Annotated in this window: 10 protein-coding genes; all 10 read left to right on the top strand. The window is 52.6% G+C overall.

Features of this window, described 5'->3' with window-relative positions; translation table 11 throughout:
* The first annotated feature begins 63 nt into the window (after positions 1–63).
* The 10 genes from BCF53_RS04450 to BCF53_RS04495 all read left to right on the top strand — a co-directional run bounded on the left by BCF53_RS04450 (position 64) and on the right by BCF53_RS04495 (position 13754).
* Positions 64–417 (top strand): STAS domain-containing protein, encoded by a 354-nt coding sequence (locus BCF53_RS04450; protein WP_132700311.1) that lies wholly within the window; start codon positions 64–66, stop codon positions 415–417.
* A 2-nt stretch (positions 418–419) separates the two neighbouring features.
* Positions 420–1253 carry an OmpA family protein gene (locus BCF53_RS04455; RefSeq protein WP_132700312.1) on the top strand — a complete coding sequence of 278 codons (834 nt, stop codon included), beginning with the start codon at positions 420–422 and terminating at the stop codon, positions 1251–1253.
* Between the two features lie 9 nt (positions 1254–1262).
* Complete coding sequence (locus tag BCF53_RS04460; protein ID WP_132700313.1) at positions 1263–3404, top strand: SLBB domain-containing protein; 2142 nt, start codon at positions 1263–1265, stop codon at positions 3402–3404.
* Position 3405: 1 nt separating this feature from the next.
* The gene (locus BCF53_RS04465) at positions 3406–4101 is read left to right on the top strand and encodes an AAA family ATPase (protein ID WP_132700314.1); all 696 of its coding nucleotides are present in this window, start codon (positions 3406–3408) and stop codon (positions 4099–4101) included.
* Between the two features lies 1 nt (position 4102).
* Positions 4103–4912 (top strand): phosphate/phosphite/phosphonate ABC transporter substrate-binding protein, encoded by an 810-nt coding sequence (locus BCF53_RS04470; protein ID WP_132700315.1) that lies wholly within the window; start codon positions 4103–4105, stop codon positions 4910–4912.
* Positions 4913–4920: 8 nt separating this feature from the next.
* The gene (locus BCF53_RS04475; protein ID WP_132700316.1) at positions 4921–7965 is read left to right on the top strand and encodes a PAS domain S-box protein; all 3045 of its coding nucleotides are present in this window, start codon (positions 4921–4923) and stop codon (positions 7963–7965) included.
* Positions 7966–7967: 2 nt separating this feature from the next.
* The gene (locus BCF53_RS04480; RefSeq protein ID WP_132700317.1) at positions 7968–9506 is read left to right on the top strand and encodes a SpoIIE family protein phosphatase; all 1539 of its coding nucleotides are present in this window, start codon (positions 7968–7970) and stop codon (positions 9504–9506) included.
* Between the two features lie 29 nt (positions 9507–9535).
* Entirely contained in the window at positions 9536–10933 is a 1398-nt protein-coding gene (locus BCF53_RS04485; RefSeq protein WP_132700318.1) for a sigma-54-dependent transcriptional regulator, read from the top strand.
* Positions 10934–11193: 260 nt separating this feature from the next.
* The gene (locus tag BCF53_RS04490; RefSeq protein WP_132700319.1) at positions 11194–13308 is read left to right on the top strand and encodes an LruC domain-containing protein; all 2115 of its coding nucleotides are present in this window, start codon (positions 11194–11196) and stop codon (positions 13306–13308) included.
* Positions 13305–13754, top strand: coding sequence for a hypothetical protein (locus BCF53_RS04495; protein ID WP_132700320.1), 450 nt, complete (start codon positions 13305–13307; stop codon positions 13752–13754). The genes BCF53_RS04490 and BCF53_RS04495 overlap by 4 nt, the downstream gene beginning before the upstream one ends.

Here is a 13754-nt window from a genome sequence, read left to right on the forward strand (position 1 = left end):
AAAGTGTTTTCATATGTGGCACACGCCTTGCGATATCAAGCCTATCAACTGGAGGAAGCCATTATGAAAATGATATCGGAAAACATTAACGGTTATCAGGTAGTAACGCTGCACGGCTGTATGGATGTGGAGACGGTTCAGGAATTACGCAGCGATTTCGATACTCTGGCGGTTAACGCCCAGAGTGATGTGGTGTTCGATATGACGGATGTGAACTTTATGGATTCATCCGGCGTCGGTGCACTGGTATTTACCTTTAAGCGGCTGAAGGCCAAGCGTCTTTCGCTGCACATGGTGGGGTTGTGCAATCAGCCGCTGAAACTGGTGCGGTTGCTGCGCATTGATCAGAGCATTCCGGCTCATGCCAGCATTGACGATCTGACGGGTCTTTCCGGCGCAACGCTGCAGGGGAGCTGATCATGGCTATTCGCGCAGCAGCAATTTCAGGTTTAACCGCGGTTCTGCTGAGTTCTTGTGCTCAGTGGCCGGAAAAAGGCGTGGGTGGCGATGCGGAGCGTTATGTGCCGCAAAACTACTATCTGCCGGCGGCAACGGTTTCAGAAACCAAAGCGCATCAGCAGAGTCAGCTGGAGATTCTGCAGGCTCAACTGGACGTGTTGAGCTTGCAGGGTGCCAAAACCTGTTTGCCAGCCAGCGTGAAGCGTTTGTTTTTAATGAGTCACCGTGTACGCAGGCAGATAGATGGCGGTTTATTGGCCGATGCCGGACACGATCTGGTGGCGTTTCAGCACGAATTGCGCCTGTTGCGGCAGCAGTTTATCAGTGTCGCTCAACAAACCGGCTGCAATCAGCCATACCAGGATGCCAGTCAGCCGCTGGTCGCACTGATCAGCGTTTATTTTGATATCGACAGCACCGAAATTCAGCCTACCTATCTGCAACAGCTGCAGTGGTGGGTCAGCAACAGCAGTGCACAGGCGCAATGGCGCTTGCATGGTTACACCGATAACGACGGCAGCGAGGTGCACAATCAGGATCTGGCGCAGGCGCGGGTTAAAGCGGTAAAGGATGCACTGATCGGCCTGGATATCAAACCACAACAACTGTCCCAAAGTGCCGAAGGCGAAGCCGCGCCATTGCTGATGGGCACTAATGATTTTTCGATGGGGCTGAATCGCCGTGTCGATATCTATCTCACCTCACAAACGCAAACCACTCAGGGTGTGCCGGTGCAGCAGTGGGAAGAATTGAACCTGAAAACGCATCGCCACCTGATGCCGGATTGGGAATAGGGGGCGGTCATGTTTTCGCGTTGCTTGCAGCTGAACAAATTTCACGCAGTTTATCTGGCCGCTCTGATATTGCTGGCCTGTGTATTCCCGGCCAGTGCAGAAGCCGATGAAAACCGGGCATTGCAGGCCGGTGATGTGCTGTACATCGCCTTCCCCGGTGAGGATCTGTTCAACAAAAACTTCGTCATTGATGTGGATGGCAAAATAGATGTGCCGGAGATCGGCCTGTTTGCCATTGCCGGGCAGGATATTGAATCGGCGCAGAACCGTTTGCGCGATCTGCTCAGCCTGATGTTTGTTGACGTGTCCAGTGTGGTGCTCAATCAGCGCGAAGCCAACGTTATGGTCAATGTTATGGGCTATGTTCGTGAGCCTGGCCTGGTGACCATTCCCAGCCGGGGTAATGTGCAGACGGCCATCGAAGCGGCGGGCGGGCTAATCCCCGGCGCTCAGCTCGATAGATTTCAGTTGCGTAGCGAAGCAGAGACTCTGCACTTCAGCTATAAGGCGTATCTTGATTCCGGCGACCCGGCGTTCTTACCCGAGCTGAGCTCGATGGATACGCTGTTTATTCCGGCTTCACCCCTCACCGGTAACGTGCAGATCGATTTTGATGCAGCAACGCTGTCAGCCGGCGGCGATGCCGGCGATAAAGAAAGCAGCTTCCGCATTTTTGGTGAGGTAAAAAGTGCCGGTCGATACGCGTTAAAGCCGGATATGAACATAATTGATGCCATCATGCGCGCTGGCGGCGTGACCCGTTATGCCGGGGTCGACCAGATTAAGGTGATCGCCGGCAACGAGCCAATCACCTTTAACCTGATGCAATACCTGGAGACCGGTAGCCGCGATCAATTGCCACCGCTGTCACCGAACATCACAATATTTGTACCGATTCAGGAAGAAGAAATTAAAACCGGTGCCAACGTGGTTTACATCATGGGCGAGGTGTTTAAACCGGGTGCCTTTGAAAGCAAGCCCGGCGCAGGTTTTCTGGATATTTTGGCCAACGCCGGCGGGCCAACCCGGTTTGCCGATTCTCGCCAGATTCGCATTTTGCACAGCAGTGGCGAGGTCAGTGCGTTCGATCTGGTCGCCTTTACTGAAAACGGTGTATCCGAGGCCGTACCGCAGGTTGTTCCGGGTGATGCCATCTTCGTACCGGAAAAAACCGATCTCAATGAGCCTTCCTGGCTGAAAACACCGCCGGATCGTGCGATTCATATTATCGGGCAGGTTTATAACCCGGGCCGTTATGAGTGGTCCGGCGAGATGTCGATGATGGATTTGCTTTCCCATGCCGAAGGCCCCACGGCCAAAGCAGATATTGCAAACCTGCGCATCCTGTCGCCACAGCCCGACGGCACCGTGAAGAGTATCGATTTTAATCTGGACAAATTTATCCGTCAGGGTGGTTTAACGAGCGATCTGCCTCAACTGAAAGCGGGCGATACCATCGTTGTGCCGGAACTGCCGCAAGACCCAAGTGATAACAAGGGTAACTGGGTACGCCAGGCAAAAGAGGACTCTATTTATATCTTCGGTCAGGTGGGTTCGCCGGGGCGCTATATGTTCAACCGCGACATGAGCTTCCTGGATATTTTATCGGCAGCCGATGGCCCCAATGAAACGGCTGATATCCATAACATTCGCATTGTGCACCGTTATGAGAATCATACCGAATACCGTGAGTTGAACCTTTCTGATTACTTTCAGACCGGTGATGAACTGATGCTGCCGGATGTGCGCCCGGGCGATGCCATCTACGTACCGGCCATGGAATCCAACTGGCTGGATAAGCCACGCGATTCAGTCGTCAAGGTGATGGGCGCTGTACAAAAGCCGGGCCGTTACGATTTTAACGATTCCATGACGCTGCTCGATTTGCTGGCCGAGGCGGGCGGGCCAACCGACGGTGCATTCCTGAAGAAGATTGTAGTGGTCAACAGCAGCCGCTTGGAAACCCGCTCGGTGAGTTTTAACCTGATTAAATTTTTGAAAAACCCGGACCCGACAGAGCTGCCTGTGCTGCGTGCCGGTGACACCCTGTTTATTCCCGACAGAACCCAATCGGCGTGGAGTAAAACCATGGAAGGCGTGCGTGATTCACTCAGTGTGCTTTCTGTTCTGGCCATCGTAGGAGCGTTATAAAATGGCAGCACTTTCAGAATACCTGGAAATTGATGAGGTTTGCTTTCAGCTGGCACAGGGCAAGCAAAAGGTCGTGGCCGTCACCTCGGCCAACAGTGGCGAGGGTGTTTCCACCATTGCCTGTGCGCTGGCCGAGCGTTGTCAGAAAGCCGGTAAGCATACGCTGTTGGTGGATATGAATTACCACCGTCCTTCACTGCATAAAAAATACAATCTGCAGCGTGGTGTCTGGCAATGTGGCGAAACGGCCAGCTCGGCCATTCATAAAGTAGGCGGGCACCTGTCGGTTTTACCGGCAAGTCTGACGCTGGATAAAAGCCTGCGGGAACCGGATCTGCTAACCGAACAACTGCGCAACTGGCAGCAAAGTTTTGATGCCATCGTGTTTGATACCTCACCACTGAACGCGATTAACCGTCATAACCTGGCGGCCGAGCAGGCATGTGCGGCCGCCGGCTCCACACTGGTCGTGTTGCAGGCGGCGGTAACAAAAGAAGCGGATATATTAGAAGCCTTGGCTAAACTAAAAAGTCATAAGGCAAACATTGCCGGTTGGGTGATGAATGACCTCTGCTGCCCGGCGCTGGCCAGTGAAATGCAGCGGGAGGTGAAACGGCTGGCGCGATACGCTCCCAGGTTCGCGCGCTGGTTGGAACGAAAGATTCTTCAGAACGACTTTATTAACCAGGTGATGTGATATGAAAACGATAAAAAAAATAATGCTTGTGACCCTGTTAGTGTTCATTACGGCTCCATATGCAACGGCGCAAACCTATAACTTTGCCGTTGTGCCACAGCAGAGTGCCCAGCAGCTCGCCCAGCTATGGCAGCCGGTGTTTGATGAAATTCACGCCCAAAGCGGCATTGAGCTGGTGTTTACCACGGCACCGAGTATTCCGGATTTTGAGCAACGCTTAAACGATGGCGAATACGATTTCGCTTACATGAACCCTTATCATTACACGGTCTATTCGCAGCAGCCGGGCTACCGGGCGTTTGCTAAGTCGGCCGGTAATCTGATTCAGGGTATCGTGGTGGTTCACAAAGACAGTCACTACCAGAGCCTGGAAGATTTACAGGGCATTGAAATGGCTTTTCCGGCACCCAAAGCGTTTGCCGCTACTCTGTTGCCGTTGTCGCACCTTCGTAACGATGGCGTAGAGGTAGAGCCTTTTTATGTGCGTACACACGATTCAGTTTATTTAAACGTGGCCCAGAAACTCTTTGCGGCCGGCGGTGGTATTTACCGTACCTATAACAATATGGCGGAAGAGGTGCGTGATGAACTGCGCGTGTTGTGGGAAAGCCCCGGCTATACTCCCCATGCACTGGCGCATCATAACCGGATAGAAAATGATCATGCCAGCAAGGTTCAGCAGGCATTTATTGATCTTGCTATCAGCGATACAGGTCAGCAGTTATTGGCTAAGCTGGGTATAGACCAGTTTGAAGCCGCCGAAGATGCCAATTGGGATGATGTAAGGGCATTAGGCATAAAAGATAATTAAGGGAAATTATGCGCATCAGCTTCCGTACAAAAACCATTGTTGGAATAGCTGTCATTGAAGCGCTGTTCTTAAGTCTGCTTATTGTGAACAGCATCAAAATACTTTCATCCTCCCATGAAGATGAACTTGAGTATCGCGCCAACACGCTGACCAATGTTTTTTCGCACGCGGTCGCTGATGCCGTGCTGTCGTTAGATCTGGCAACGCTCTACACGCTGGTTGACGATCTTCTGGCCAGCGATGAGGTACTGCAGGTAGAGGTTGCCAACCGTCAGCGAACGCTGATTCTAAAAACCAAAGAAAATGCGACCGTCACGGCTGAACAGGCTATCCAATCTGAACGGCCGATACGGGTCGGTGATTCCGAATTCGGCTACGTTCGTCTCTGGCTCGATTCCACCTACGTCGAAGATGTCGTCGCGCACGCTAAATTCCAAAGCATCCGCATTGCAGTTATTGAAATTTTATTTGTCTCGCTGGCATCGATTGCCCTGGGTGCCTACCTGACCACTCAGCTTTCCCGTTTGCGCGGAGAAATCAAGAAGGTCGGTGAGGGCGATCTTTCACCCACAGAGCGACGCTTCATCCCCAATGATGAACTGGGCGATACGCTGACGGCCTTTACGAACCTGAAGGCAGCGTTATCTGCTGCAGAATCTGAACGGGCCGAGGTACTGCGCCGGGTTTCTGAACTGGCTGAAGAAAACCTGCAGAAGGAACTCTGGCTGAAAACCATCATTAACCAGTTGGTCGATGGTGTCGTTGCCTTTAATGCGAAAGGCGATATCCAGTATGCCAACGCGCCCGCACAAAAACTGTTCGGTTATTTAAATGAACCGCTCGCGGGGCTGAATATTTTTACTCTGCCGTGGACCGAGCTGCAAAAGGAACGCATTGCCGAGTTTATTCATCGTGACCCATCTGATCAGGTGCGGGAAAGCCTGACCCGCCACTCGGATGAAGTGCTTTACCGTATGGATGGCAGCTCGATTTCTGCCATCTTAACCCTGAGCCATACCAGCATTAATGATGAAAGCTATTTCATATTAACCCTGCATGAAATGGTCTGGCGTAAGCAGGTTGATGATCAGCTGGCGGTCAGTGATGCCATTCGCACCGGCATGCTGGAATCGAGCAGCAGCGCGGTCATTGCCATTGATGATGACGGCTTGATTCTGGAGTTTAATCCGGCGGCGGAACGCTTGTTTGGCTATCGGCGGCAACAGGTATTGGGGCAGGATATGGCCGAACTGATTATGCCGGAGCGCTTGCGGGAAGGTCATCGCATGGGCATGGCGCATTACAAAAAGACCAAAGAAGGGCCCATTTTACGTCAGGTCGTCGAAGTGGTTGCCCACAACTGCGAGGGCAGGGAGTTTCCGATTGAACTGGCGGTCGCACCGATCGAAACGAAATCCGGGACCATCTTTACTGCGGTGATCAGCGATATCAGCGAGCGCATCAAGAATACGGAGCGGCTGCAGCAAGCCAAAGAAGATGCCGATGATGCCAACCGTGAAAAATCCCGTTTTCTGGCGTCCATGAGCCACGAGATTCGCACGCCGCTGAATATCATTTTAGGTATGGTGGATTTGCTGCAAAACACCCCGCTGAATGATAAGCAACGGGGTTTTACCCTCAGTGCTGAAAACGCCGGCCGCAATCTTTTGGATATGGTGAACGACATACTCGACCTATCCAAAATTGAAGCCGGTAAAATGGAACCGAAGCTGCAGACCATTAATCCGGTTCAGCTGTTCGAGGAAACCGTTCAATTGTTTAACCAGCGCTGCATTGCAAAGAATTTGGCGCTGACAATCGAAACCAGCTCGGAGCTGCCCAAGGCAGTCGTTACCGATGCTTCTTTTTACCGGCAAATTATTTCCAACCTGATGGCTAATGCAGTGAATTACACCAATAATGGCAGTATCACCGCGCGCCTGCAGATAAAAACCATCAATGGCCTGCCGCATCTGTCTGCTGAAATTGAAGACACCGGGGTTGGCTTAAGCCCGGAAGAGCAAAAACAGCTGTTTCAGGAGTTTACTCAGGTGCATCAGGCGCACCCTAAACAGACCAAAGGCAGTGGCATTGGCCTGGTCATCTGCCGGGAACTTGCCAACCTGTGTGGTGGCGACATTACGCTGACCAGTGAGGTTGGCAAGGGGTCGACCTTTGCCTTCCAGCTGCCGGTAACGCTTGCCGAAATATCCGAACCGGCGCAGCAACCCCGTGTTGAACAGGCGCATAACGTACTGAAAGGTGCGCGCATTCTGTTGGTGGAAGACAGCGAAGCCAACCGGGTGATTGCCAATACCTTCCTGGAAGATGCCGGCTGCATTGTGACTGAGGCGGTCGATGGTCTGGATGCTATCGAGCAGGTTAAAAGCCATCACTTCGATGCCATTCTGATGGATATGCGCATGCCGAATATGGGCGGTGTTGAAGCCGCCGAGCATATCCGCAGGAATCAGCTTGCGGAATCCACCCCCATCATTGCCCTGACAGCGCATGCCCTGGTTGAGGTGCGTGATAACTGCCTGGCCGTGGGCATGCAGGATTTTCTGACCAAACCGATCGAACGGAAGTTACTGCTGCGTACCCTGAACCACTGGCTGACTGAACCGATGCAAAACAGCCAAGCCGCACCTGCGGAACCTGTCATCAACGATGAAAACGACTTGCTAATTTTTGATGAAGGCGCGGTGAATCAGCTGATTGAAGACACCAGTGAGAAAGCCGTCAGTCACATGCTGAATGTGTTTTTCCGAGAGTGCGATCAGCGCCTGAAACTGATTTTACAGGCCCGGCAGGATGCCGACAGCGAAGCCATGGGCGTGAGTGCTCATGCGTTGAAAAGCAGTGCAAAAACCTTTGGTGCCATGCAACTTTCGGCGGTTGCTGAAAAGCTGGAAGCCGCCTGTGCAAATGCAGATGCAGCCTTGCAGGAAACCCTGGTTGATCAATTGCCGGAATTGATGGCCGATACCAAAGGGTTAATGAACACGATGTTAGCCAACTGGTGGCAACCGGAAACGCAGGAGCAAACCTAACTGTGACAAACACCTTTACCCTGGCCGATGACGCCCCCTGTACCGTTGAACTGGTGCGCAAAATTCGCAGTAAAATTACCACGCTGCTGAAAAAGCAGGGCGAGCTGCAACTGCAAATAGACGATTTGCTGCTGGCGGTATCGGAACATTTAGCCAACCTGAGTGAACACGGCGACGGCCTTATTTGTGACCTCTACTGGCATAGCGACAGCCGTACCTTTGAATGTCGTGATAACGGCAACAGTATTGAAGCGCTGCTGAAGGGCGCGAGCCTGTTGGATGACAGCGAACAGACCTTTGAACTGCAGGAGAGTGGCATGGGGCTGTCGTTGATTACAACGCTGTTTCCTGACTACCGCTACCTTGCCGCCGATGACCGGCAACCTCGCAACCGCCTGTTAATCCGGCTGCCGAAGCCGCGTCATAAGTTGGCCGTGGTGGATGACGACCCGGTATTCCTGGAATTGCTCAAAGCTTACCTGGAAGCAGATTACGATCTCGTCACCTACGGTTCGGCTACCGAGGCACTGGCGCAAAACCTGCTCGCGCAGGTCTCTCTGGTTATCGCAGATATGCATATGCCCGGTTTTAACGGCATTGAATTGCGCAAGCACCTGCTGGATGACGATCAGACAGCCAACACGCCCTTTATCTTTTTAACCGGGGATGAATCGGCGACCAAACGCCAGAGTGCCAGTGAACTGCAGATTGACGATTACCTGCTCAAACCCATCAACAAGGCGCGGTTGATTGATACCATTGAGCGCGTGCTGCTGCGTTCGCAACGAATTAAATCGCGTTTAAATGCACAGATAGACAGCCGCATAAACCGCAGCCTGTGGCCAAAAGGGCCCTGGCAGATTGGCCCTGTTCAGGCCGATTACGCCTATGTGGTGGCAGAGCGGGGCGGTGGCGATTTTCTGTTTCACCATGCCTATGAAGATAAACAGCGCTTTGTGCTGGGCGATGTTATGGGCCATGGCGAGCAGGCCAAGTTTTTTGCTTTTTCTATGTCTGGCTTTATTACAGGCCTCAGTGCTGCCTCGACAGAGGCAACAGAGTGTTCTGCGTTTTTAAACCGCCTCTCAGGGTTGTTGTGTCATTCTGAGCTGATGATGAACACTTTGGTCACCTTGCAGGTGATTGATATTTACGAGGACGGGACCGTTGAAATCTGCAGTGCCGGGCATCCGCCCCCCTTCCTACTGGCGAAAAATGCAGCAGCAACGGAAGTCGATGTGAACGGGCCGTTGCCGGGCATGAGTGAAGATGCGCACTATCAGAGTGTGCGGCTGCAGCTAAGCAAAGACCAGTCTCTGATGTTCTATACCGACGGTCTGGTTGAAGCGCTGCTGATGAAAGATTGCCACACAGCTTTAGCAGAGACACTCAATGCGTTGCAGCAGCAATCAACACAGGTGCTCAACGCCGGTCAACTGGCCACAGAGCTGGCCTTTGAAAACCGCCTGTTGGATGACGACGTTTCGGTGTTTTCGGTTTTCTTTTCCTGTCAAAATGACGACTCTGAAAATATTAGCTAGGATTTAACTGAATACCTCAGAGTTCAGCTATGAAAAAGAGAGTTCTGCTTGTTGAAGACAGCCCGTCTTTATCTGCCGTTTATCAGGGTTACCTTGCCAATTCCGAAGAGTATGGAGTCGCAGCCGTTGAAACCGGCCGTGACGCGATGGTCAAGCTCACCCAGGCACCACCGCAGCTGCTGATTCTGGATTTAAAACTGCCGGATATGAACGGCATGGATATTCTGAAGCATATCAAGGCTCAAGACCTGCCAACTGAAGTCATCGTGATTACCGCGCACGGCTCGGTAGATGTGGCTGTCGATGCGATGCATAACGGTGCTTTTGATTTTCTGGTGAAACCCTTTGATGCCAAGCGTCTGCTGGTGACCTGCGAAAACGCTTTGCAACACCGCGAGCTTGCGCAACAGGTGCAAACCTATCGCGACAGCTTCGACCGCACTCACTATGAAGGCTTTATTGGTGAATCGCTGCCGATGCAAAGCGTGTATCGCATCATCGACAGTGCCGCCAGCAGCAATGCCACGGTGTTTGTGACCGGCGAAAGCGGCACCGGTAAAGAGGTTTGCGCCTCGGCCATTCACCAGCGCAGCCCGCGGGCCAAAAAGCCGTTCATTGCTCTCAATTGCGGTGCCATCCCCAAAGATCTGATGGAAAGTGAAATCTTCGGTCACGTTAAAGGAGCCTTTACCGGCGCCAGCACCACCCGTGAGGGTGCCGCCAGTCAGGCCGATGGCGGTACGCTGTTCCTGGATGAAATCTGTGAAATGGATTTGGAGCTGCAAACCAAACTGTTGCGTTTTATTCAGACCGGCACAGTGCAGGCCGTAGGCGGCAGCGAAACCAAACAGGTGGATGTGCGTTTTGTCTGCGCGACCAACCGCGACCCCTGGTTGGAGGTTCAGGAAGGGCGTTTCCGCGAAGATTTATATTACCGGTTGCATGTTATCCCTGTACATCTGCCGCCCCTGCGCGAACGGGAAACCGACGTTAAGCTGCTGATGGATTCGTTCCTGCGTCAGTACGCTCAGGAAGAGGGTAAGGAACTGACGAACTTCAGCAGTGAAGCATTGAGCATGCTGATGAGCTACGACTGGCCGGGTAATGTGCGTCAGCTGCAGAATATAATTCGCAATATCGTGGTGCTGAATCAGGGCAGTGAGGTCACCGCTGAAATGATTCCTCGCCCGGTGTGTGATTTGGCCTCAAGGGGCACACCTGCCGCGCCAGCGGCTGCGAACCTGCAACAAGCGCCGTCAGTTTCCGGCTCCGGCGGTGTACGGCCGTTGTGGGAAGTAGAGCGTGAAGCCATTGAACATGCCATTGCCGCCTGCGAAGGCAATATTCCTAAGGCTGCAGCCTTGCTCGATGTCAGCGCCTCGACCATCTACCGCAAGCGGGAAAAATGGGAGAAAAACGGCGTCTGAGCCCGTCAGACTCACTGACGGGTCCATCTTAATCAGCCTGCCATTTCCATTTCAGCAGGCTGCCAATTCCCCTTGAATGGTTTTTCCGGCACTGTGCTTTTTGCGATGCAGTTCGCATATTCGCATTTTGCGAATCAAATTGCAGAGTATACCTAAGCCTTATTCTTCAAATACTCCCTAAGTTATTGAAATTTAATTAAATCTTAAATTTGGCACCGGCTTCGCACCTGATCTGTAAATTGAATAAAAGGCGTAAGACGATGCACAAATTGATAGTTGGCTCGGCTGTTGTGGTGGCCGGTTCATTCAGCAGTGTCTATGGCGATCCATTTCAGGAATGTCCGGGAGAGGCGTTTCTGTTTCAGAAAAACCCGGTACAGATTTACAGCGTAGAGCTGCTTACCGGCCGGTTCGATCTGCTTCAGGATGATGCAGGTATGCCGGGCAACATCAACGGTGTTGGCTTCAGCTTTGATGATGGCTATCTCTATGGCTTCAACACCTCGCAGTATGAGGTGGTTCAGCTGGATAAAAATTTTAAAGCGAAGACGCTACCCGTCGATGGCCTGCCTTCAAACGTGACTTTTTACGTAGGCGATGTATCCGATAGGTATTACTGGCTGTACCGCAAAGGGACCGGCTTGTACCGCATCCATCTCGATGAGTCTGCCGATAAATACCTGCAGGCAGAGCAAGTTGGTGATGAAAACGCGAGTTTAACGCTGACGGACTTCGCCTTTCACCCTTCAACGGGTGAGCTCTACGCCATCGACAACAAGAGTGGCTACCTGTATCGGTTAAACATCAATAATGGCGAGTTAGACGACGATAGCCAGTTTGAATTTGTGGGTGATGCCGGTATTACCGGTACCTTTGGTGCTGCCTATTTTGATGTTGAAGGTTACTTTTACGTATCGCGGAATTCCGATGGTCATGTTTACCGTGTAGATCTGACCAACCCAAAGCAGGCCGAAACTCAGGCACGGTTTTTTGCCTATGGCCCCAGTTCCTCTCAAAATGATGGCGCCCGCTGCGCCTTTGCCAGTGTTCGATCAACCCGTGTGGACTGGGGCGATGCGCCCGACAGCTACGGCACCACTCTGACAGAAAATGGGCCCCGTCATGGCTTTGATGACAGCCTCTATTTTGGCACCGAACTGACTGATGGCGAATATTATGCGGCCGCTTACCCTGCAAGCGACGATAACGACCTGTTTGATGACGAAGATGGCATCCGCTGGCAGAGCGAATGGCAGGCCGGTTTACACCAAGAGCTTCTGCTCAGCGTTGTCGGCAGTGGCTACGCCAATGTCTGGATCGACTGGAATGGCAATGGCCGCTTCGATGAACAGACGGAGCATGCGATTCGCAACCAACGCCTGGCCAGCGGTGAACACCGTATTCCAGTCTTGATACCTAATGACGCCGTAATCGGTGATACCTGGTTGCGCGCACGGATCAGCAGCGACGAAGGTTTACAGCCGACCGGTGGCGCGGTTGACGGTGAAGTGGAAGATCACCTGATAAGCATTCAGCCAACCGCCTTAACCAAGCGCTACTTTCCGAGTGCCGCGGGCTGGGCCACCCTGGCGTTTGAAGACCGTTGGCCGCAGGCGGGCGACTATGACTTCAACGACGTGGTTTTAAATTATCGGATAGTTGAAACCTGGCAGGGTAGCAATGCTTTGCGTACCGATATCACCATTCAGATTAAGGCACTGGGGGCGAGCTACCGATCCGGTTTTGCGGTGCATTTGCCGGGCTTTGACAGCAGCCAGATTAACGTGCAGGAGCTATTCATCAGCACACCCGCCGGAGCTTATTTCTCGCCGCAATCGCTGGATGCAGAGCACAGTATTCTAGAGGTCTCGGATGATCTGTTGGCGGCAACGGGAGTGGGCTGCGCGTTTTATCAGACCTCCGGGTCTTGTTCAGATGACAACATCCATGAGCTGACGCTCTCGGTACCCATGGTTTCCGGCACCCCGGTGACGCAACTTCCGGCTTTTCCCTATAACCCCTTTATCTTTGGCAGTGATGAGCACTGGCGCGGAGAACTGGTCGCACCGGTAGAAAAACAACGTGTTGAGGTTCATCTGGTCGATTTTGCGGCAACCACGCGGGCTGAAGCGTCGCTGTGGCTGCAGGGTGATGATGACAGCTACCCGGAGCTGAGCCGTTACTACCGAACTGACGGCAACCTACCCTGGGCGTTGATCTTTGGTGAAGACTGGCAATATCCAAAAGAAGGCGTCTCAATCCTGCAGGCGTATCCGGCATTTCAGCGCTGGGCCGAAAGCAACGGCAGTGAGCAGGTTGATTGGTATCTGAAACAGAACGCGGTAACTGAAATGTTGTATGGAGAAAACCAATGAGAATGCTTTGTCTGATGTTTACCCTGAGCCTGGTGGCTTGTATGCCGGAAGCGGATCCGTCGCAAGAATCTGCCAGCACAGCTACGTCTTCGCCACAGCCGGGCGCAACTGAAGCGCCGGCGGCAGAAGCAACGGTGGCGATCACCGATTTAAAGGTGACCGATGAGTTTAATTTTCATACACAAAACAGCTTCAGTTTAAGCGTTTCAAAAGCGGCGGAATCGCAAGCCGTTTACCTGAAGGTTTACTTCAGCGAGCAGCAGGCATCCAACCTGTTGATCGAGCAGGTATTGACCGAGGCAGATGTGGTTCTGGAAGGCCTGTACCCGGCCAGAACCGAAGTGCTGATCGCAGCGTGGTTTGATCAGTATCAGCAGCCGCTGGGCAACATGAGCTGGCAACTGGATCGTGAAAGCGGCTCACAGCTGGAACTGACGCTGGAGTAA

It is taken from the genome of Reinekea marinisedimentorum (genome assembly GCF_004341165.1).
Lineage (GTDB): Bacteria > Pseudomonadota > Gammaproteobacteria > Pseudomonadales > Natronospirillaceae > Reinekea > Reinekea marinisedimentorum.

What these genes read in the sequence shown, in the direction of transcription:
- BCF53_RS04465 (WP_132700314.1), top strand. Translation starts at nt 3,406, where the DNA reads ATGGCAGCACTTTCAGAATACCTGGAAATTGATGAGGTTTGCTTTCAG.
- BCF53_RS04455 (WP_132700312.1), top strand. Translation starts at nt 420, where the DNA reads ATGGCTATTCGCGCAGCAGCAATTTCAGGTTTAACCGCGGTTCTGCTG.
- BCF53_RS04470 (WP_132700315.1), top strand. Translation starts at nt 4,103, where the DNA reads ATGAAAACGATAAAAAAAATAATGCTTGTGACCCTGTTAGTGTTCATT.
- BCF53_RS04460 (WP_132700313.1), top strand. Translation starts at nt 1,263, where the DNA reads ATGTTTTCGCGTTGCTTGCAGCTGAACAAATTTCACGCAGTTTATCTG.
- BCF53_RS04475 (WP_132700316.1), top strand. Translation starts at nt 4,921, where the DNA reads ATGCGCATCAGCTTCCGTACAAAAACCATTGTTGGAATAGCTGTCATT.
- BCF53_RS04495 (WP_132700320.1), top strand. Translation starts at nt 13,305, where the DNA reads ATGAGAATGCTTTGTCTGATGTTTACCCTGAGCCTGGTGGCTTGTATG.
- BCF53_RS04485 (WP_132700318.1), top strand. Translation starts at nt 9,536, where the DNA reads ATGAAAAAGAGAGTTCTGCTTGTTGAAGACAGCCCGTCTTTATCTGCC.
- BCF53_RS04490 (WP_132700319.1), top strand. Translation starts at nt 11,194, where the DNA reads ATGCACAAATTGATAGTTGGCTCGGCTGTTGTGGTGGCCGGTTCATTC.
- BCF53_RS04450 (WP_132700311.1), top strand. Translation starts at nt 64, where the DNA reads ATGAAAATGATATCGGAAAACATTAACGGTTATCAGGTAGTAACGCTG.